Annotated in this window: 18 protein-coding genes and 1 pseudogene; 11 read left to right on the forward strand and 8 right to left on the reverse strand. The window is 73.0% G+C overall.

From position 1 onward, the window contains the following. Positions 1–230 precede the first annotated feature (230 nt). Genes ACWDLG_RS26415 through ACWDLG_RS26430 form a run of 4 tightly spaced genes read left to right on the forward strand, consistent with a single transcriptional unit; the run spans position 231 to position 4,939 of the window. On the forward strand, positions 231–986 hold the full coding sequence (locus tag ACWDLG_RS26415) for a GNAT family N-acetyltransferase (RefSeq protein WP_449924586.1): 756 nt from the start codon (positions 231–233) through the stop codon (positions 984–986). A 29-nt stretch (positions 987–1,015) separates the two neighbouring features. Next, a complete protein-coding gene (locus ACWDLG_RS26420; protein WP_449924589.1) occupies positions 1,016–2,818 on the forward strand; it encodes a zinc-binding dehydrogenase in 1,803 nt (600 codons plus the stop codon). Between the two features lie 16 nt (positions 2,819–2,834). Next, a complete protein-coding gene (locus ACWDLG_RS26425) occupies positions 2,835–3,785 on the forward strand; it encodes a helix-turn-helix transcriptional regulator (protein ID WP_354904613.1) in 951 nt (316 codons plus the stop codon). Between the two features lie 35 nt (positions 3,786–3,820). Further along, positions 3,821–4,939: a C45 family autoproteolytic acyltransferase/hydolase gene (locus ACWDLG_RS26430; RefSeq protein WP_449924592.1), complete on the forward strand. Its 1,119-nt coding sequence runs from the start codon at positions 3,821–3,823 to the stop codon at positions 4,937–4,939. On the opposite strand, the gene ACWDLG_RS26435 is transcribed toward ACWDLG_RS26430, so the two are convergent. Then, a complete protein-coding gene (locus ACWDLG_RS26435; protein ID WP_354904618.1) occupies positions 4,864–5,562 on the reverse strand; it encodes a response regulator transcription factor in 699 nt (232 codons plus the stop codon). The two genes, ACWDLG_RS26430 and ACWDLG_RS26435, sit on opposite strands and share 76 nt — an antisense overlap. Beyond that, entirely contained in the window at positions 5,559–6,665 is a 1,107-nt protein-coding gene (locus ACWDLG_RS26440; RefSeq protein ID WP_449924596.1) for a sensor histidine kinase, read from the reverse strand. Before ACWDLG_RS26440 ends, ACWDLG_RS26435 begins: the two co-directional genes overlap by 4 nt. A 99-nt stretch (positions 6,666–6,764) precedes the next feature. Here ACWDLG_RS26440 and ACWDLG_RS26445 point away from each other — a divergent pair, with 99 nt between their 5' ends. Beyond that, positions 6,765–7,796, forward strand: a complete 1,032-nt coding sequence (locus ACWDLG_RS26445; protein WP_449924599.1) for a carboxymuconolactone decarboxylase family protein — start codon at positions 6,765–6,767, stop codon at positions 7,794–7,796. Here the strand turns inward: ACWDLG_RS26445 and ACWDLG_RS26450 are convergent. From ACWDLG_RS26450 to ACWDLG_RS26460, 3 genes are read right to left on the reverse strand one after another with little or no spacing between them, the layout of a single operon-like run. Next, positions 7,705–9,132 (reverse strand): AMP-binding protein, encoded by a 1,428-nt coding sequence (locus ACWDLG_RS26450; RefSeq protein ID WP_449924601.1) that lies wholly within the window; start codon positions 9,130–9,132, stop codon positions 7,705–7,707. The genes ACWDLG_RS26445 and ACWDLG_RS26450 overlap by 92 nt on opposite strands. After that, positions 9,132–10,178 carry an acyl-CoA dehydrogenase family protein gene (locus tag ACWDLG_RS26455; RefSeq protein WP_449924604.1) on the reverse strand — a complete coding sequence of 349 codons (1,047 nt, stop codon included), beginning with the start codon at positions 10,176–10,178 and terminating at the stop codon, positions 9,132–9,134. The genes ACWDLG_RS26450 and ACWDLG_RS26455 overlap by 1 nt, the downstream gene beginning before the upstream one ends. Next, positions 10,175–11,305 (reverse strand): acyl-CoA dehydrogenase family protein, encoded by a 1,131-nt coding sequence (locus ACWDLG_RS26460; protein WP_449924606.1) that lies wholly within the window; start codon positions 11,303–11,305, stop codon positions 10,175–10,177. Before ACWDLG_RS26460 ends, ACWDLG_RS26455 begins: the two co-directional genes overlap by 4 nt. A gap of 148 nt (positions 11,306–11,453) precedes the next feature. Here ACWDLG_RS26460 and ACWDLG_RS26465 point away from each other — a divergent pair, with 148 nt between their 5' ends. The 6 genes and pseudogenes from ACWDLG_RS26465 to ACWDLG_RS26490 all read left to right on the forward strand — a co-directional run bounded on the left by ACWDLG_RS26465 (position 11,454) and on the right by ACWDLG_RS26490 (position 16,786). Continuing rightward, a complete protein-coding gene (locus tag ACWDLG_RS26465; RefSeq protein ID WP_449924609.1) occupies positions 11,454–12,797 on the forward strand; it encodes an ATP-binding protein in 1,344 nt (447 codons plus the stop codon). A 2-nt stretch (positions 12,798–12,799) separates the two neighbouring features. Next, positions 12,800–14,155, forward strand: a complete 1,356-nt coding sequence (locus ACWDLG_RS26470; protein ID WP_449924612.1) for a sensor histidine kinase — start codon at positions 12,800–12,802, stop codon at positions 14,153–14,155. A gap of 14 nt (positions 14,156–14,169) precedes the next feature. After that, positions 14,170–14,773: pseudogene (locus ACWDLG_RS26475) on the forward strand (TetR/AcrR family transcriptional regulator). Positions 14,774–14,801: 28 nt separating this feature from the next. Continuing rightward, a complete protein-coding gene (locus ACWDLG_RS26480; protein WP_449924615.1) occupies positions 14,802–15,779 on the forward strand; it encodes an AurF N-oxygenase family protein in 978 nt (325 codons plus the stop codon). After that, positions 15,776–16,567, forward strand: coding sequence for an SDR family NAD(P)-dependent oxidoreductase (locus ACWDLG_RS26485; protein WP_449924618.1), 792 nt, complete (start codon positions 15,776–15,778; stop codon positions 16,565–16,567). Before ACWDLG_RS26480 ends, ACWDLG_RS26485 begins: the two co-directional genes overlap by 4 nt. A gap of 24 nt (positions 16,568–16,591) precedes the next feature. Continuing rightward, entirely contained in the window at positions 16,592–16,786 is a 195-nt protein-coding gene (locus ACWDLG_RS26490; protein ID WP_354904644.1) for a hypothetical protein, read from the forward strand. 114 nt (positions 16,787–16,900) lie between these two features. Here ACWDLG_RS26490 and ACWDLG_RS26495 read toward each other — a convergent pair whose 3' ends face one another. Genes ACWDLG_RS26495 through ACWDLG_RS26505 form a run of 3 tightly spaced genes read right to left on the reverse strand, consistent with a single transcriptional unit; the run spans position 16,901 to position 19,295 of the window. Next, positions 16,901–17,611 (reverse strand): NAD-dependent epimerase/dehydratase family protein, encoded by a 711-nt coding sequence (locus ACWDLG_RS26495; RefSeq protein ID WP_449924622.1) that lies wholly within the window; start codon positions 17,609–17,611, stop codon positions 16,901–16,903. Next, positions 17,608–18,360: a creatininase family protein gene (locus ACWDLG_RS26500; protein WP_449924625.1), complete on the reverse strand. Its 753-nt coding sequence runs from the start codon at positions 18,358–18,360 to the stop codon at positions 17,608–17,610. Before ACWDLG_RS26500 ends, ACWDLG_RS26495 begins: the two co-directional genes overlap by 4 nt. Beyond that, complete coding sequence (locus ACWDLG_RS26505; protein ID WP_449924628.1) at positions 18,357–19,295, reverse strand: Gfo/Idh/MocA family protein; 939 nt, start codon at positions 19,293–19,295, stop codon at positions 18,357–18,359. Before ACWDLG_RS26505 ends, ACWDLG_RS26500 begins: the two co-directional genes overlap by 4 nt. Positions 19,296–19,305: the final 10 nt, after the last annotated feature.

Consider the following 19,305-nt stretch of genomic DNA (forward strand, 5'->3'; position numbering starts at 1 on the left):
GGGCGCCGCTGCCGCGGCGCCCCGCCCGCAACACCCCGCCGCGACACCCCTCCCGCAACACCGCGCCGGCAAGACCGCGCCGGCAAGCCCCTCTTGGTGAGACCCGTCGGTGAGACCCCACAACGAGACCGCGCCGGCAACGCGCCGCCGGCAACGCCCCGCCGGCAACACCCTGCCGGCGAGGGTCCGCCGCGCGGGGTGAGAGCGGCCGGCTCGGATAGATTCCCAGGGTGACGACTGTCCAGGTGGAAGTGCGCGAGCTGCACCGGATCGACGAGTTCGCCGACGTGTTCAGGCTGTTCGACGAGATCTGGCACCCCGACCCGGCCAACCCGCCCGTCACCGTCGAGCTGATGCGGGTCCTGTCCCACACGGGAAGCTACGTCGCCGGCGCCTACGCGGGCGACCGCCTGGTGGGCGCATCGGTGGGCATTCTCGCCGCGGGCAACACCCTGCACTCGCACGTCACGGGCGCCGCCCAGGGCGGCAGGGGCATCGGCCAGGCGCTGAAGGCGCACCAGCGCGACTGGTGCGCCCGGCGCGGCATCGACCGCATCACCTGGACCTTCGACCCGCTCGTGCGCCGCAACGCCTACTTCAACCTCGCCAAGCTCGGCGCCCGCCCCGTGGAGTACGTGGAGAACTTCTACGGCCCGATGGCGGACGCGATCAACGAGGGTGACGAGTCCGACCGGCTGGTGGTCGAGTGGCCGGTGAAGGAGCGGGCCCCGGCGCGGGAGCCGTACGAGGGGGTGGTGGCGCTGGAGGAGGAGGACCGGCTGCCGGTCAGGGGGGCGGTGAAGGGGCCGGTGGCGCTGGTCGGGACGCCCGCCGACATCGAGGCCCTGCGCCGCGACGACCCCTCGGCGGCCGTGGCCTGGCGCCTGGCGATGCGTGAGGTGCTGGGCGGGCTGATGGCCGAGGGCGGGCAGGTCGTGGCCTTCACCGGGAACGGTGAATACGTCGTGCTGGCCAGGTTGACCTGAAGCTTGCTTGAGGTTCAAGACTGACTGGTATGAGAGTTATCGAGGTGACGCGGTTCGGCGGTCCCGAGGTGCTGCGGGCGCGCGAGGTCGGCGATCCGGTGGCGGGGCCGGGACAGGTCGTGGTGGGCGTGGCGGCGGCCGACGTCCTCGCGGTCGAGGCGCAGCTGCGCACGGGCTGGGGCGTCGAGTGGTCCGGGACGCGCCCGCCGTTCGTGCCGGGGACCGGTGTTGCGGGGCACGTGCTGTCGGTCGGCGAGGGGGTGGATCCGGCGTGGCGGGGCCGCAGGGTGGCCGCGATGGTCAGCGGCGGCTACGCCGAGCAGGCGCTGGCCGGGGTGGAGGCGCTGGTGCCGGTGCCCGACGACCTGTCGTTGCCCGAGGCGGCGGCGTTGCTGCAGGTGGGTCCGGCCGCGCTCAGCCTGATCGACGCGGCCGAGCTGAAGCCCGGTACGCGGGTGCTGGTCACCGGCGCGGGCGGCGGGCTCGGCCTGGTGCTGGTCGAGCTGGCCGCGGCGGCGGGCGCCGAGGTCACCGCCGCGGCCACCGCTCCTGACAAGCGGCGCCGGGCCGAGCTGCTCGGGGCGGCGCACACCGAGGTGGCCGGCCCGTTCGAGGTGGTCTTCGACGGCGTGGGCGGCGAGCAGGGTGCCAGGGCGGCCGAGCTGACCGTGCGGGGCGGCAGGTTCTTCGCCTACGGCGTCGCGGCGGGCGGGCCCGCCCCTGTCGACGCCGCCGAGGCCGAGCGGCGCGGGATCACCGTCGTCGGCATGGAGCAGGTGCAGTTCGCGCCTGAGGACTTCGGGCGGCTGGCCGGGCGGGCCTTCGCTGCGGGGATCACGCCGACGATCGGGCTGGCCGTCCCGCTGGACCGGGCGGCCGAGGCGCACACCGCGATCGAGCGGCGCACGCTCGTGGGCAAGGCGGTCCTGCTGGCCACCTCGCGCGCCGTCCGCTACCGCGAGTACGGCGAGGCGGACGTGCTGACCGTCGACGAGGTGCCCATCCCGGCGCCCGGCCCCGGCCAGGTGCGGGTGGCGGTGCGGGCGGCCGGTGTGAACGCCCTCGACTGGAAGTTCCGCAGGGGCTACATGGTGGTCCCGCTGGAGGAGCCGGCCGGCACGGGGATCGAGGTCTCCGGCACGATCGACGCGCTCGGCGAGGGCGTCGAGGGCTGGTCGGTGGGCCGGCCGGTGTTCGGCAGGGTGGCGACCGGCGGCCTGGCCGACCACGTGCTCGCCGACCCCGCGCAGCTGCTGCCGAAACCGGACCACCTGTCCTACGAGGAGGCCGCGGCGCTGCCCGTGGCCGCGGAGACCGCCGCGCGGACGCTGGCGGAGCTGGACGTCGAGCCCGGCCGGCGGCTGCTGATCCACGCGGTGGCGGGCGGTGTCGGCCTGGTCGCCGCCCAGCTGGCCCGTGCCAGGGGCGTCGAGGTCGTCGGGACGGCCAGCGAGGGCCATCACGCGTTCCTGCGCGACCTCGGCGTCACCCCCGTCACCTACGGCGACGGCTGGGCGGAGCGGGCCGGTCGGGTCGACGCCGTGCTGGACGCCTCCGGCAGGGGCGTGCTGGCCGACTCGGTGCGGCTGACCGGCGACGCGGGCAAGGTGGTCACGATCGCCGATCCGCGGGCGGGCGAGTTCGGCGTGCGCTTCTCGCAGGGCGGCCCGGACCCGGAGCCGGTCCGGCAGGTCGTCGAGTCGGGCGCCGTGCGCATGCCGATCGCCCGGGTGTTCCCGCTGGAACAGGCCGCCGACGCGCACCGGCTGAGCGAGGACGGTCACCTGCTCGGCAAGATCGTCGTGATCACGGAAGCGGACGTTCCGCGATAGGCGGCACACTGGGGGCATGCTCGAAACCTCGGCTCGCCTGCTCAAGCTCCTCTCGCTGCTGCAGGCGCACAGGGAGTGGTCCGGCCCGGAGCTGGCCACCCGCCTGGGCGTCACGACCAGGACGGTGCGCAACGACGTGGAGCGCCTGCGCACCCTCGGCTATCCGGTGCACGCCACCCCGGGCGTGGCGGGCGGCTACCGCCTCGGGGCGGGCGCCGCCCTGCCTCCGCTGCTGCTCGACGACGAGGAGGCGGTGGCGGTCGCGGTCGGCCTCGGCCGGGCGGCCGGCGGCGGGGTGGCGGGCATCGAGGAGAGCTCGGTGCGGGCGCTGGCCAAGCTGGAGCAGGTCCTGCCGGCCAAGCTGCGGCACAGGGTCAGCGCGCTCAACGCCTACACCGTGCAGATCCCCGGCGCGGCGCCCGCGGTGCCGCCGGAGGTGCTGACCACGATCGCCAACGCCGCGCGCGACCACGAGCGGCTGCGCTTCGACTACACCGGTCACGACGGCGCCACCGGCACGCGCGAGGCCGAGCCGTACCGGCTGGTGCACCGGCGCGGGCGCTGGTACCTGGTGGCCTGGGACGTCGAGCGGCGCGACTGGCGGACGTTCAGGGTCGACAGGATCACCACCCGCACCCCGAACGGCCCCCGCTTCACCCCCCGCGAGCTGCCGTTCGACGTGGCCGAGCACGTGGAGCGGGGGGTCAGCACCGCGATGTGGCGCTACCGGGCCAAGGTGCTGGTGCACGCGCCCGCCGACCGGATGGCCGGGCTGCCGACCGGGCTCGACTTCGAGCCGGTCGACGAGCACACCTCGATCGCGCACCTCGGCGGCGACGACCTCACCGGCATCGCGGTCTGGATCGGCATGCTCGACGTCGACTTCGAGGTGATCGAGCCGCCTGAGCTGGCCGAGGTGGTCAGCAGGCTGGCGGAGCGCTACCGCAGGGCGGTCAGCGAGCGGTAGGCGGACGGTCAGCGCCCGGGCCGAGGCTCGGTGGCATGACCATTGTCAAGCGAATCGCCGGCGGCGAGGACGACTTCCAGCTCGTACGGCACCTGACCGTGCGCGGCAGCCAGTTTGAGATCGGTAAGGCGCTGGCGCAGGAGGCACGTACCCGCTCGGGCTGGGCGCCGGGTCCCGCCGACCAGACGGTGAACAGGGCGCGCATGGCCTGGTTCGAGCACTTCTGGCCGCAGCACCACGAACGGCTGGACGGCGTGGCGGCGGCCTTCGACCTCGACCCCGACCGTGACGACCTCATCATGGACGGGTTGAACGCGCTGCCCATGGGCTCGGGCTGCTCGGCGCTGTGGTGCCCGCCCTCGGCCGCGACCGACGGGCACGGCAGGATCGCCCGCAACTACGATTTCTTCACCCTCGCCACCAGCGAGATCATGGGCGGGGCCGCGAAACCGGGCGAGCTGCCCATGGCCTCCCGCCCTTACGTGATCACCACGATCCCCGACGAGGGCCTGGCCTCCACCGTCATCACGATGAACGAGCTCGACGGCTGCATGGACGGCGTCAACGCGGCGGGTCTCGCGGTCGTGCTGCTCATCGCGGACGTCGCCCATGCCGCGCCGCCCGAGTCGGCCGACCCGCGGGTGGGGCTCAGCTCGGTGCAGCTGCCCAGGTTCGTGCTGGACACCTGCGAGAACGTCGAGCAGGCCAAGCGGGCGCTGCTGATGGCCAAGCACTACGACCACGGCCTGCCCCTGCACTACCTGATCGCCGACGCCGCGGGGAAGGCGTTCGTGTGGGAGAGCGAGCGCATCATCGACGCGGGCGACGCGCCGATGTGCGTGACCAACCACCCGCTGCACCGCCACCCCGACCCCATGGCGCTGCCCGACGACGACGAGACCACGATGGACACCTTCGGCCGGTTGCGCAGGCTGCACAAGCGGAGCAGGGACGTGCCGCTGTCGGCCGAGCGCCTGTCGGGCGCGCTGGGCGAGGTCGCCGCCGGAGCGGACAAGCCGTGGCGCACCACGTGGACGAGCGTGCTCGACACCCGGGACAGGACGCTGACCGCCCGCTTCTACCTCGGCGACGCCCCGGAGGGCGGCACCAGGTTCACCGAGGAGCTGCGCTTCGAGATCAGGCCCGACTCGTAGGCGATGACCACCAGCTGGGCGCGGTCGCGCGCGCCCAGCTTCACCATGGCCCTGCTGACGTGGGTCTTGGCAGTGAACGGGCTGATCACCATGTGGGCGGCGATCTCGTCGTTGGACAGGCCACGCCCGACCAGCGCCAGCACCTCCCGCTCGCGCCTGGTCAGCGAGCCGAGGTCGGTCACCTGCCGCACGGGGGCGCGCTGGACGAACTCGTCCATCAGCCGGCGCGTGATCGCGGGCGACAGCAGCGCGTCTCCCCTGGCCGCCACCCTGATGCCGGACAGCAGGTCGGCCGGGTCGGTGTCCTTGAGCAGGAAGCCGGCCGCGCCCGCGCGCAGCGCGTCGAGCACGTACTCGTCGACGCCGTAGTTGGTCAGCATCACCACGTGCACGCCTGCCAGGCGCTCGTCGGAGGCGATGCGCCTGGTGGCCTCGATGCCGTCCATGACGGGCATCTGGATGTCGAGGAGCGCGACGTGCGGCTGGTGCCGTACGGCCAGCTCGACGGCCTGGCGGCCGTCGGCCGCCTCGCCGACCACCCGCAGGTCGTCCTCGGCGTCCAGCAGCGCCCGGAACCCGGCCCTGATCAGCGCCTGGTCGTCGGCGAGCAGCACGTTGATCATGACTGCGCCGCCGGGAGCTCGGCCCTGACGGTGAAGCCGCCCTCGGGTCGCGGTCCGGTGCGCAGCCGGCCGCCGAGCGCGGTGACGCGCTCGCGCATGCCTGTCAGGCCGACACCCGGCTGGTGTCCGTGTTCCGGTACGGCGGTGCCGTCGTCGTCGATCTGCACGACCACCTCGTCAGGCAGGTATCCGATGCGCACGGAGGCGGAGGCGGGCCCCGCGTGCCTGGTGATGTTGGTCAGCGCCTCCTGGACGATGCGGTAGGCGGCCCTGCCGACCTCGGCGGGCACCGGCCGCGGCGATCCGCTGACCTCGACGTTGGCGGGCAACCCCGCCGCGCGGGCCCGTTCGACCAGGTCGGGCACCTGCTCGAGGCCGCTGCCGTCGGGCGCGCGCAGCACTTCCAGCGTGGCGCGCAGCTCGCGCATCGCGTCGGCGCTGGCCTGCTGGATGGCGGTCAGCGCGGCGGGCACCTCCTCGCCCCGCTTGCGGGCCAGGTGCGCGGCCACGCCGGCCTGCACCTTGATGATCGAGATGCTGTGGGTGAGGGAGTCGTGCAGCTCGCGGGCGATGCGCAGCCGTTCCTCCCCCGCGCGGCGCAGGGCGGTCTCCTCGCGGGTCCGCTCGGCCTCCGTCGCGCGCTGCTCGACCTGCTCCAGGTAGTGGCTCCAGGCGCGCTTGGCCTCGCCGATCACCGCGGCCGCCACGAGCCAGCCCACCAGCAGCACCCTGCCCTCGATGGCCGCCCTGGGCGGCAGCGCCGTCGTCGAGTCCTGCCCGAAGGCGAACATGCCGGTCAGGAAGACCACGATGCCGGCCAGGGCGGCCGGGTGCCGGCCCTGCCTGACCGTGGTGTAGACGGCGATGAGGACGGGGAAGACGGCCGCCGCGCCGGGGTGGGCGCGGGCGCTGTAGGCCAGCATGCAGGCGACGGTGACGGCCAGCACCGCGACGGGGTGGCGGCGCCGGAGCGCGAGCACGAGCGTGCCGCCCAGCAGCAGCGCGTAGTCCAGCGGGGCCAAGCCCGGCGAGAGCAGCAGCTCACCGCCCACCTGCGCCGCAGCCACCACCACGGCGAGCAGCGCGTCCCGATCGAGCCTCATACCGGCACAATAGAGGCAGCCGCCGGGCCGGACGTCGTACGCAGGGAGTACTTCGTGCGCGTGACGACAGTCGGGCCGTGCCCCCGTCAGTGTGGCGGCATGACCCGATACGTCACTCCCGTGGGCAAGAACGTCCGCAGCGGTCCCGTCGGCCAGATCTACGCGCAGCTCAAGACGGACTTCGGGTTCGTCGGCGAGATGTTCATGAGCCTCTCCCCCGCGCCCGAGGTGCTGGCCGCAACCTGGGCGCTGCTGCGCGAGTCGCTGCTGGCCGGCCCCTCGTCCAGGACCGACAAGGAGGTCATCGCGCTCGGCGTCTCGCTGGCCAACCGGTGGCCGTTCTGCGTCGACGCGCACACCGTGCTCCTGCACGCCACGGGCGACCACGCGGTGGGCGAGGCGATCGCGCGCGGCGAGCGGCCCGCCGACCCGCACCACGCGACGCTGCTGGCGTGGGCGCGGCGCGAGCGCCCGACCGCGCTGCCGGCCGACCACGTGGGCACGGCACTGGCCTTCCACTTCATCAACAGGATGGTGTCGGCGCTGGTGGGCGAGAACCTGTTTCCCGCCGGCGCGGCCTCCTCGCCGGTGGTACGGCGGGCGGCCGGCACGGCGATGGCCCGCGTCGTGCGCCGGCGGCTCGTGGCGGGAGAGAGCCTGCCGCTGCTGGCGCTCGGCCGCCGGCCGGCGGGCCCGGAGCCCGCGTGGGCGGACGGCTCCCCCGTCGGCACGGCGTACGCGGCCCTCCGGCAGGCGGCGGAGGGCCGGGTCCTCGGCGAGCGTGCGAGGGCGGTCGTCAGGGCGGCCGTCGAGGAGCACGACGCCACGCATCCGCCGCTCGGCACCGCGTGGCTGGACGGCCCGCTGGCGGAGCTGCCTGCCGACGAGCGACCGGCGGTGAGGCTGGCGTTGCTGGGGGCGCTGGCGCCGTACCGGATCACCGAGGCGGACGTGGCGGCGTGGCCGGCGCCCGACGCCGACCTGGTGCGGCTGCTGGCCTTCGGCGCGTTCGCCGCTGTCGAGCACGTGGAGCGGGAGATCATCCGGGGGGTGCCAGGTACTCCTCCCGCACCTTCGAGCGCGACAGCTTCCCCGTCGGCGTCCGCGGCAGCTCCGTCCGGAACTCGATGACCTTGGGGTGCTTGAACCTGGCGATCCGCGGCTCCAGGTGGGCGCGCAGTTCCTCCTCCGTGACCGGCGCGTGCGGTTGCACCAACGCCACGACGTTGTGGCCCCACTCCTCGTCGGGCACGCCGATGACGGCGGCGTCGGCGACCGCAGGGTGTTCGAGCAGCGCGGCCTCGATCTCGGCGGGGTAGATGTTGACCCCGCCCGAGATGATCAGGTCGGTGCGCCGGTCACACAGGAACAGGTAGCCGTCCTCGTCGAGGTAGCCGATGTCGCCCGGGGCGTACCACTCGCCGCGCATGCTGGCGGCGGTCTTGGCCGGGTCCTTGCGGTACTCGAAGGTGCCGAGGCCGGACTTGACGTGGATCATGCCGGGCTCGCCCGGGGGCAGCTCCTCGCCGCGCTCGTCGAGGATCTTCGCCTCGAAGGTGGGCGCGGGCCTGCCGACCGTGCCCGGCCGGGCCAGCCATTCGTGCGGCTTGACCGAGAAGGCGATGGTCGACTCGGTCGAGCCGTAGTACTCGTAGAGCACCGGCCCCCACCAGTCCATGATCGCCTTCTTGACGGCCACGGGGCAGGCCGCGGCGGTGTGGATCACCTGCCGGAGCGAGGACACGTCGTACCTCTTCCTGACCTCCTCGGGCAGCAGGAGCATCCGGTGGAACATCGTGGGCACCATCATCGCGTTGGTGACCCGGTACCTGTCGATCAGCTCCAGGATCGGCTCGGGGTCGAAGCGCGGCGCGATGACCAGCGTGTGGCCGAGGTGCAGCGCGAACTGCGTGTGCGCGCACGGCGCGGAGTGGTACATGGGCGAGGTGACCAGGTGCACGCCGTCGCCGGCCCGCAGGTCGACCACCTCGCCGAGGAACCACGCGTACAGCGGCAGGACGGCCTCCGGCGCGGCCCCCGGCAGCGGGCGCTGCACGCCCTTCGGGAAGCCCGTGGTGCCCGAGGTGTACCACATGACCGCGCCCGCGGTGCGGTCGCCGGGGGCGCCGGACGGCATGCCCTCGGCCAGCGCGGCCACGTCCTCGGGCCCGGTGACGAGCACCTTGGCGTCGCAGTCGCCGAGGATGTAGTCGATCTCGGCCTGGGCGAGATGCCAGTTGACCGGCACGTAGTAGAGGCCGATCTGGCCGGTGGCCATGAGCATGACGACCGGGTCGACGCCGTTGCGCAGCACGCCCGCCACGACGTCGCCGGTGACCAGGCCGCGGGCGCGCAGGCCGTGGGAGACCTGGTTGACGCGGGCGAGCAGCTCTCCGTAGGTGGTGCGCGGCTCGGCCACCGCCAGGCGTCCCGGGTCGGCGGCGGCCGTCTCGTAGAACCCGTTCATCACAGCTCCAGCAGGTGGGCCAGCCGCTCGCGGTGCGTGCGGGGCGGGCCGAGCAGGACCTCGTCGGTCTTGGCCCGCTTGTAGTACAGGTGAGCGTCGTGCTCCCAGGTGAACCCGATGCCGCCGTGCAGGAGCAGGTGGTCGCGGGCCACCTCGAAGCAGGCCCTGCCGACGTAGGCCTGGGCGAGGGCGGCGGCCTCCGGCAGCTCGCCGGGCGCCGCGTCGGCCGCCCACGCCGCGTAGCGGACGATCGACTCGGCCTGCTCGAGCTTGGCGTGCATGTCGGCGAGCTTGTGCTTGACGCCCTGGTAGGAGCCGATGTACCGGCCGAAGGCGACGCGGATCTTGGCGTAGGCCACGATGGCGTCGAGGCAGGCCCGCATGACGCCCAGCTGCTCGGCGGCGAGGGCGACCGAGAACAGGCTCCGTGCCTGCTCCAGCGCGGCCCCGTCGTCCGGCGCGCCGAGCACCCTGGCCGGCGCGCCCGCGAGCACGACCTCGGCCATGCTCCTGGTCTGGTCGAGGGGGGTCAGCGGCAGGCGGGTGACGCCCTGGCCGTCGAGTTCGATCGCGGCCAGCGTGACGCCGTCGTGGCGGGTGACCGGCACCAGCAGCACGTCGGCCTCGGCGGCGTCGAGCACCTGCGGCAGCCGGCCGTCCACCAGCGCCCGGCCGTCGCGGAGGGTGACGAGCGGCTCGCCGCCCGCCGCCAGCGGCGCGACCGTGGCCGTGAGGCGTCCCTCCGCGATGGCGGTGAGCAGTTCCTTGTCGGGCAGGCGGGTCAGGGTGAGGGCGGCCAGCGTGGTGGCGAGGAAGGGGCCGGGCAGCAGCGCCGCGCCCGTCTCCTCCAGCACGACGGCGAGTTCGGTCATGCCGGCGCCGGCGCCGCCGTACTCCTCGGGGATGATCAGGCCGGACAGGCCGAGCTCCCCGTTGAGCCGGGCGTAGACGGCGGGCGAGTGTCCCTCGCGTGGTGAGACGGTCCGCAGGAAGGAGCCGACCGTCGCGCGCAGCTCCTGCTGTTCCTTGCCGAGTACGAGCTTCACCCCTGCGTCCCCACCTTCAGGTCCTTGAACGGCACGGTCTTGTCCACGCGCGGCTCGGGCGGCAGGCCGAGGACGCGTTCGCCGACGATGTTGCGCATGATCTCGTTCGTGCCGCCGCCCAGGGCCATGGCGGGCGCCAGGCACAGGGCGTGCGACAGGCGCTCGTCGACCACGGCCTCGGGTCCGACCAGCGACGTGGCGAGGTCGGCCTGGAACAGCGTGAGCTCGGCCAGCAGCAGCTTGGCCGCGCTGCCCCGCGCGCCGGGGAAGATCCCCGCCCGGGTCTCCTGGGCCAGCCGCTGGTTGAACAGCGAGAGCGCACGGGTGCGGATGTGCAGCTCGACGAGCTGGTCGCGGACGTAAGGATCGCCGGTGTCGACGACCTGGCGCAGCTCGGCCAGCCAGTCGACGCCGCCGCCCATGCCGACGCCCGCGGAGATCGACAGCCGCTCGTGCAGCAGCGTCGTCACCGCCACGCTCCAGCCGTCGTCGACCTCGCCGATCCGGTGGGCGTCGGGGACGGTCACGTCGTCGAAGAAGACCTCGTTGAAGTGCGCCCGCCCGGTCATGTCCTTGAGCGGCCTGACGGTGACGCCGGGGTGGTGCATGTCGACGGCGAACATCGTCAACCCCTTGTGCTTGGGCACCTCGACGTCCGTCCTGGCCAGCAGCAGGCCCCAGTCGGCCTCCTGGGCGACCGAGGTCCAGACCTTCTGCCCGTTGACGACCCAGCCGTCGCCGTCGCGTACGGCCCGCGTCTGCAGGCTGGCCACGTCGCTGCCGGCGCCCGGCTCGGAGAACAGCTGGCACCAGACCTCCTCGCCGCGCAGCAGGGGCCTGATGAAGCGCTCGCGCTGGGCGTCGCTGCCCCGGTCGAGGATCGTCGGCCCGCACATGCCGAGGCCGATGGAGAAGATGTAGGTGGGCAGCGTGTAGGCGCGGGCCTCGGCGGTGAAGGCGCGCTCCTCCGCCTGGGTGAGTCCCTGGCCGCCCCACCGCCGCGGCCAGGTGATGCCCGAGTAGCCGGCGTCGTGCAGCCTGGCCATGAACTCCCTGGCGTCGCCGGTGCGGCCGGCGTTCTCGGCCAGCCAGCTCCTGGCGGCGCTCCGATACTCCTCAAGGTTCACGGGCCCTCCTCGGTATCAGTGCTCACTTACTCTAATCAGCCCGCCTCCACCCGCCTAGTGCAGAGATTTGTCCTGATTTGTTAATGAATCTCCGTTAATTAGAGCCGAGGGCACCTAGTGTGATCATCTGATTACCAGGGGGAGAGGTGTGATCGCACGGTACGCAGGTTCGGTCCGTTCACGGCTGACGCTGATCGCGACGGTCGGCGTGGCCGCGCTCTGCGTCCTGGTCAACAGCCTCGTCCTCGTCGGCCTGCACAAGGCCGCGGTGGACTACCGGACCCAGGAGGTCACCAGCGCGGCCCTGCGCGTGGTCCACCTGGTCAAGCGCGGCGACCTGACCTCCGTGATCGTCACCGACGTCGAGGGCATCCAGGTGATCAACCTCGACGGCGAGGTGGTGGCCTCCACGGCCAACCTGATGGGCAAGGACCGGCTGCTCACCCTCATGCCGGACGAGGACAGCGCCAGCCGTACGGAGGTGGTGTGCGGGCTGACGGTGTTCGATCCGCCGTGCCAGATCGTCACCGTCTTCAGGGTCTACGAGATCGAGGGCGACTGGCTGGTGTACGCCTTCGGCGACACCGTGCCCTGGTACGTGCATCCGTGGGTGCTGGCGTTCCTGATCGGCATCTCGGCGGCGCTCACCGTGCTGACCTGGTTCGGCACCTCCCGCACGGTCGAGAGGACCCTCGCGCCCGTCGAGGCGATCAGGCAGAAGCTGGACGAGATCACCGCCACCGACCTGGGCCAGCGGGTGCCGGTCCCACCCAACCCCGACGAGCTGCACGCTCTGGCCAGGACCGCCAACAGGACGCTCGACCGGCTGGAGGCGGCGGTGGAGCAGCAGCGCAGGTTCGCCTCCGACGCCTCCCACGACCTGCGCAGCCCCATCACCGCCATGCGCGCGCAGGTGGAGGAGGCACTGCTGCACCCCGGCGACGCCGACTGGGAGGAGATCGCCCGCGCGCTGCTGGCCAGCCTCGACCGGCTGCAGGCCATCGTGACCGACCTGCTCACCCTCGCCAGGCTGGACGCCGGTGAGCCCCAGACGGTCGAGACGGTGGACCTGGCGCAGCTGGTGACCGACGAGCTGCGCGGCCGGCCCCACGGCAAGGAGGTCAAGCTCGACCTGCGTCCCGACGTGGTCGTGGACGGCGACCGGCTCAGGCTCGCCCGCCTGCTCACCAACCTGCTGGACAACGCCGAACGCCACGCCGAGACCGCGCTCACCGTCTCGGTCTACAACGAGGGCTCCGACGCGGTGCTGGAGGTCCTCGACGACGGCGCCGGCATCCCGCCGGACCAGCGGGAGTTCGTCTTCCGCCGCTTCACCAGGCTCGACGCCTCCCGCAACCGCGACGCCGGAGGCACCGGGCTCGGCCTGGCCATCGCGCGCGAGATCGCCCAGACCCACGGCGGCTCGCTGGGACTGGCCGACTCCGACACCGGCGCGCGCTTCGTACTCCGGCTGCCCGCGAAGGCGGGCTGAGCATGCTGACCACCTGGTCGGTACGGCGCCGGCTGACCCTCCTGGCCGGGATCACCGCCCTGGCCGGCTGCCTGGTCACCGCCGTCCTGGTCACCATGCTGACCCATGTGGTCCTGCACGACTACCGGACCGAGCAGGCCGCCGCGGCCAGCCACAGGGTCGCCTTCAACGTGGAGTCCTTCGCGCCCGACCGCCTCAAGCCGCTGACCCCCACCGAGGAGATCGACCTCATCCAGGTGGCCGACGACCACGGCATCGTCCGCCAGGCCAGCGCCCGCCTGACGGGCAAGCCGCTGCTGGTCGACGTGAACGCCACGGGCGACGACGGCAGGGTGGACACGACCATCTGCACGCGCCTGGTGCCGGGCGAGCACTGCCTGATCGCCGTCACCTACCGGGCCAAGGTGGGCGACGGCTACTGGATGGTCAACTCCTACGCCCCGGTGGTCCCCTGGTACATCCACCCCCTGTACCTGCTGGGGGTGGGGCTGGCCGTGGTGGTCCTGACCGGGCTGGCCACGGCCGGCGCGTGGGTCACCGTGCGCAGGGCCCTGGCCCCGGTCAAGACCATCAAGAACGAGCTGGCCGAGATCACCGCCACGGACCTGGGCCGCAGGGTCCCGCCCTCGCGCCACGAGGACGAGATCTCCGACCTGGCCGAGACGGTCAACCAGACGCTCGACCGGCTGGAGGCGGCGGTGGAGCAGCAGCGCAGGTTCGCCTCCGACGCCTCCCACGACCTGCGCAGCCCCATCACCGCCATGCGGACGCAGGTCGAGGAGGCCATGCTGCATCCGGACGACACCGACTGGCCCCAGACCAGCAAGGCCCTGCTGTCCAGCATCGACCGGCTGCAGGCGATCGTGGCCGACCTGCTCACGCTGACCAAGCTCGACTCGGGCGCGCCGGGCGCGAGGGAGCCCGTGGACCTGGGCGTGCTGGTGGCCGAGGAACTGGCCCGGCGATCGAGGGGCAAGACGATCATCCGCCATCTGGAGCGGGGCGTGGTGGTGACCGGCGACCGGCTGCGGCTGGCCAGGCTGCTCACCAACCTGCTCGACAACGCCGAGCGCCACGCCGAGACCAGCATCCAGGTGTCGGTGTCCGCGGGCCGCGACGCGATGCTCGAGGTGCTGGACGACGGCGCGGGCATCGCACCCGACCAGCGCGAGATCGTCTTCCGCCGCTTCACCAGGCTCGACGCCTCCCGCAACCGCGACGCCGGGGGCACGGGCCTGGGCCTGCCGATCGCCAGGGAGATCGCCAGGACGCACGGCGGTACGCTCAAGATCGCCGACTCCCTCGTAGGCGCCCGCTTTGTCCTACATCTTCCTCTACGCAACGGTTACCACGGGTAATACAGTTTCCCCCTGTGACACGTGGTTTCAGCCGATTGCGGCGAGAAGACTTACTCAAGAGCGCCTGCGAGGTCATCGCGGCACAGGGCTTCGGGCACACCAGGACGCTCGACATCGCGCGGGCGGCGGGCGTCAGCCAGGCGTTGCTCTTCTACCACTTCGAGACCAAGGACAAACTCTTCGCACAGGCCTTCGCCTACGCGGCCAGGCGGGACCTCGACGCGCTCGCGCGGCTGGAGCGCTCCGGCGGCACCGCGGTGGAGCGGCTGCGCACGCTGCTCAAGATCTACTCCCCCACGGGCTCGGCCAAGATGTGGCGCGTGTGGATCGACGCCTGGGCGGAGTCGATGCGCAGCGACGACCTGGAGGAGACCTCGCGCCGTCTGGACCTGCGCTGGAAGGAGTCCTTCCGGACGATCGTGGAGGAGGGCGTGGGCCTCGGGGGCGTTCGTCTGCGCCGACCCGGAGGCGGCCACCTGGCGCATCCTGTCGCTCGTGGACGGCCTGGCCGTCCAGGTGACCGTCCACCGCAAGGTGCTGTCGCGGCGCAGGATCGCCGAACTGGTGCGCACGGCCGCGGCCGCCGAGCTCTGCATCGCGGCGGAGGACCTTTCGTAGTTATTGGATTCTCCGTACAATTGCGGCCATGACAGCTGCACCGAGCTCAACCGCCGCCAGGGAACGCGACGAGTCGGTCGCGGAGAAGCGCGCTTACGAGGCAGTCATCGAGCGCCTGTCGAAGGCATCGGTCGACAAGCACTGGGAGCCCTACGTCGACATCCCATGGGACGACCCCGACTTCCTCATCGACCCCGCCGACCCCCGGTGGGAACTGCCGCCGGTCGACAAGCTCGGCCGGCACCCCTGGTACCGGAGCCGCTCGCCGGAGACCAGGGCGCGCATCGGGCTGTGGCGGGTGGCGACGGCCATGAAGATCGGCCTGCAGTTCGAGAACCTGCTCAAGCGGGGGCTGCTCAACTACGCCTACCGGCTGCCCAACGGCTCGCCCGAGTTCCGCTACGTCTACCACGAGACCATCGAAGAGGGACATCACGGGATGATGTTCCAGGAGTTCGTCAACCGCACGAAGCTCCCGATCCGCGGCATGCCGGGGCCGCTGTCCCTGCTGGCCCAGGTGGCGCCGTGGATCCCGCTGATCTCCACCGAGCTGTTCTTCGTCTTCGTGCTCGGCGGCGAGGACCCGATCGACCACGTGCAGCGCAAGGTGCTCAAGGACGGCTACCGGCACCACCCGCTCGAAGAGACCATCATGCGCATCCACATCGCCGAGGAGGCCAGGCACATCTCCTTCGCGCGCCACTACCTGCGCCGCCGCGTGCCCCGGATGCCCCGCCACCGCCGCTTCGCGCTCGGCGTGCTGTCCCCCGTGATCCTCGGCTTCATGGCCAGGATCATGCTCTCCCCTCCCGGGCCGATGATCCGCGCCTTCAAGATCCCGCCCCAGGTGGTGGAGGAGGTCTACACGGGCAACCAGGAGTTCAAGGCGGAGATCCGCGACTCGGTGGGCAAGACCCGCGCGCTCTGCGCCGAACTGGGCCTGGTCAACCCGGTGACCAGGCGGATCTGGCAGGTCATGGGGATCTGGGCGGAGCCGCGCCGGTGAGGACGGCGTTCGTCACCGGCGGCGCCTCCGGCATCGGCAGGGCGCTCGCCCAGGCGCTCACGGCGCGGGGCGTGGCCGTCACCGTCGCCGACCTGGCCGCGCCCGACCTTCCCGCCGTGGACCACGCCGAGGTCGACGTCACCTCCGCCGCCGCCGTCAGCGCCGCGGTCCAGGAGGTCGCACGCCGCCACGGCAGGCTCGACTTCGTCTTCAACAACGCGGGGATCGCGGTCGGCGGGCACGCCGAGGAGCTCACCCTCGACCACTGGAACAAGACGATCGACGTCAACCTGCGCGGGGTCGTGCACGGCGTGCACGCCGCCTATCCGATCATGATCGAGCAGGGGTTCGGCCACATCGTCAACACCGCCTCGCTGGCCGGGCTGGTGCCCGCGCCGCTCATGCTCCCCTACACGGCCACCAAGCACGCCGTCGTCGGGCTCTCGACCGCGCTGCGCGCCGAGGCGGCGGCGCACGGGGTCAGGGTGAGCGTGGTCTGCCCCGGGTTCACCGACACGCCGCTGCTGGACAACGCCAATCCGGGCCTGCCGTACACGGAGACGGGCGCCCAGGCGCGCAGCGCCGCGGTCAGGGCGCAGGGGCGGCTGTATCCCGTGGATTCGCTGGCGGCCGACATCATGCGCGGCGTCGCCCGCAACCAGGCGATCATCGTCGCCCCCGCCTCGGGGCGGGCGGCCTGGCGCGGCGCCCGGCTCTGGCCTGCCGGCGCGATCAGGGCGGCGGCGCTGGCCATCAGCCGCGTTTCACCCTCCCAGAAACGGACATAACTCGCATATCGGGGAGGTGGTGGTGTGAGTTCCAAGTCGCGGCAGACCCGCGAGCAGCACGCCCTGCGTGGCGAGTCCGAGACACCGGACGTCCAGCAGCCCTCGAAGGCGACGCGCCAGTCGTCGGCATGGACCAGGCGGACGGCGGGCGGCGGGGCACTCTCGCACCGGCTGGCCAAGTCCTCGCTCCCGTTGCGACGCGGCCAGCGTTCGAGCTAGCGGGTGCGACCCTGATGCCGGTCCCGTCACTCCCGTGCGGGACCGGCACGCGCGTGCCCTGGCGCCCTCGCCGCGGCGGGCGCGCGCGGGTCACCGGCGGCGGGCGCGCGCGGGTCACCGGCGGCGGGCGCGCGGCCACCACCCCAGGTCGTGCAGCGCCGGGGTCCAGTCGAGCCGGCTCCTCCTGTAGTCGCCGGTGATCGTGTAGGCGGCGAAACCAGGACCGCGCCGCTCCAGCGCGGCGACGAACGCCGCGGCCGCGTCGCCGGCCGCCGTCACCAGGTCGGAGTGGTCACCGGCGTAGGCCTGCCACTCCTCGTCCGGCATGGGGTGGACCAGGCGCAGCGCCGTGACGGTCAGATCGTGCTCGCGGGCCGCGGCCTCGCAGATCTGCTCGCCCAGGCGCTTGGTGAGGCCGTAGGCGTCGACGGCGTCGGGCTCGGGCCGTTTTTCGTAGTCGCGCGTGGCGTACCCCTCGAACACCGACATGCTGCTGGCGTGGACGGCCACCCGCGCCCCCGCCTGCGCGCAGGCCCGCAGCGTGACGTACAGGCCCGTGACGTTGACCGCGAAGTGGCTGTCGACCCACGCGTCACCTTCGCGCCAGCCCTCCTTCCTGCCCATGGCCAGGTAGACGAGCGCGTCGTGGCCCTCGGCCGCGCGCCGTACGTCGTCGTGGTCGGTGACGCTGCCCCGCACGTACGGCACGCCCGCGGCGGGCGGCCGCAGATCCATGACGGTCACGTCGTGGTGGGCGGCCAGCTCGGGCACGACCAGCGCGCCGACCGCGCCGGAACCGCCCGCGACGAGGACGCGCACCCTCACACCTCCTCGTCGGCGAACGCCTTGGCGAACTCCAGGGCCCGGCTGTAGGCGACGGCGACGATCGCCTTCCCCAGCTCCGCCGAGGCGTGCCTGGCGTCGCCGAGCGCGCCAGAGCCCGACAGCAGGTGGTACTGCAACGCCAGGTCGACGCGGGGCGCGGGCGGCGCGGCGTGCGGAGGGACGGGCAGCGGCCGGCCCGGCTCGCCGATCCTGTCGTGCCGCACCACCTCCGGCGCCAGCACCATGCCGACCGAGGTCTCGGCCTCGCACGCGTGGCCGTACCGCTCGCTGCCGACCTCACGGGCGATCACGTCGGCGGCCAGGCCGGCCCACATGAGGTGCGCCATGACGATGCCGTTGTCGCGGCGCAGGCCCCGCGCGGCCAGCCGGACGGCGTCGACGTTGCCGCCGTGCCCGTTGACCACCACGATCCTGCGCGGCCCGGACTGGGCGATCGACTCGGCCACGTCGCGCAGGAAGCCGAGCAGCGTCTCCGGGCGCAGGGTGAGCGTTCCGGGGAAGCCCAGATGGTGCTCCGACAGCCCGTACGGCAGGCCGGGGCACAGCACCGCCGTCTGCCCGAGGTCTTCGGCCAGCCGCCGGGCGAACGCCACGGCGATCGCGTAGTCGGTGTCGTAGGTCAGGTGGTGGCCGTGCTGCTCGGTGGAGCCGATCGGCAGCAGCGCGATCCTCGCTCCGGCCATCGCGGTGGCCGCCTCGTCGGTGACCATGCGGGCGATCTCGTTCACTGACTCCTCCATCTGTCGAGTACCCGCATCGCGGGCAGCACGTCGGCGACCACGCACCGCGGGCGGCGGCCCTCGGTGACGGCCGTGAGAAAGTCGCGGTCCTGCCGGTACAGGCCCTCGCGTTCCATCCGGTCGGCGTCGCCGCAGTCGACCAGCACGCCTGCGGTGCCGTACAGGCGGCCGCCGCTCAGGCGCAGCGTCCGGTCCTCGGCGATCACCACGATGTCCCTGTCGGGCAGCCGCGCGTGGTACGACAGGGCGATCGTGGCCAGCGCCCCGTCCGGGGCGCGCAGCACGGCCGCGGCGTCCATCGGCCTGCCGCTGCCCTGCCACGGCTCGCCGCGCGCCGCCCGCACCGAGACCTCGCCGGCGCCCAGGAACCACAGCGCCGCGTCGACGGTGTGCGCCCCGTGGTGCCACAGGACGTCGTCGGTCCAGTCGCGGGGGCGCCCGTTCATGCCGGTGTCGCGCTGGCGCAGCATCAGCGTGCGGGCCACGACGTGCGTCACGCGCAGCCCCTCCTCGATCCGCTCCCGCACGGCGAGGTACGGCGCGCAGTGGCGCAGCGTGTGCGCGACCGCCAGGTACCTGCCCGTCTCGGCGGACGTCCTGGCCAGCGACTCGGCCTCGCGCAGGCCGAGCGCGACGGGGATCTCGCACAGGGTGTGCAGCCCGGCGCGCAGCGCGGCCTCGGCCTGGGCGGCGTGGCAGGCGTGCGGGGAGGCGATGACGACGGCGTCCAGGCCAGGCTGGGCGTAGAGGTCGTCGGCGGTCGGGTGGACGGCGGGCGGGCCGTACCCGGGGGTGGCGTGCGCGACGGCGAACGCCCTGGCCCGCTCCCTGTCCGGCCCCGCGACGCCGGCCAGGACCGCGCCCGCCCGCGCCAGCGCGGCGGCGTGCCGTTCGGCGATGCCGCCGGGTCCGACGATCCCCACCCGAAGGCCC

It is taken from the genome of Nonomuraea sp. NPDC003727 (assembly GCF_053586935.1).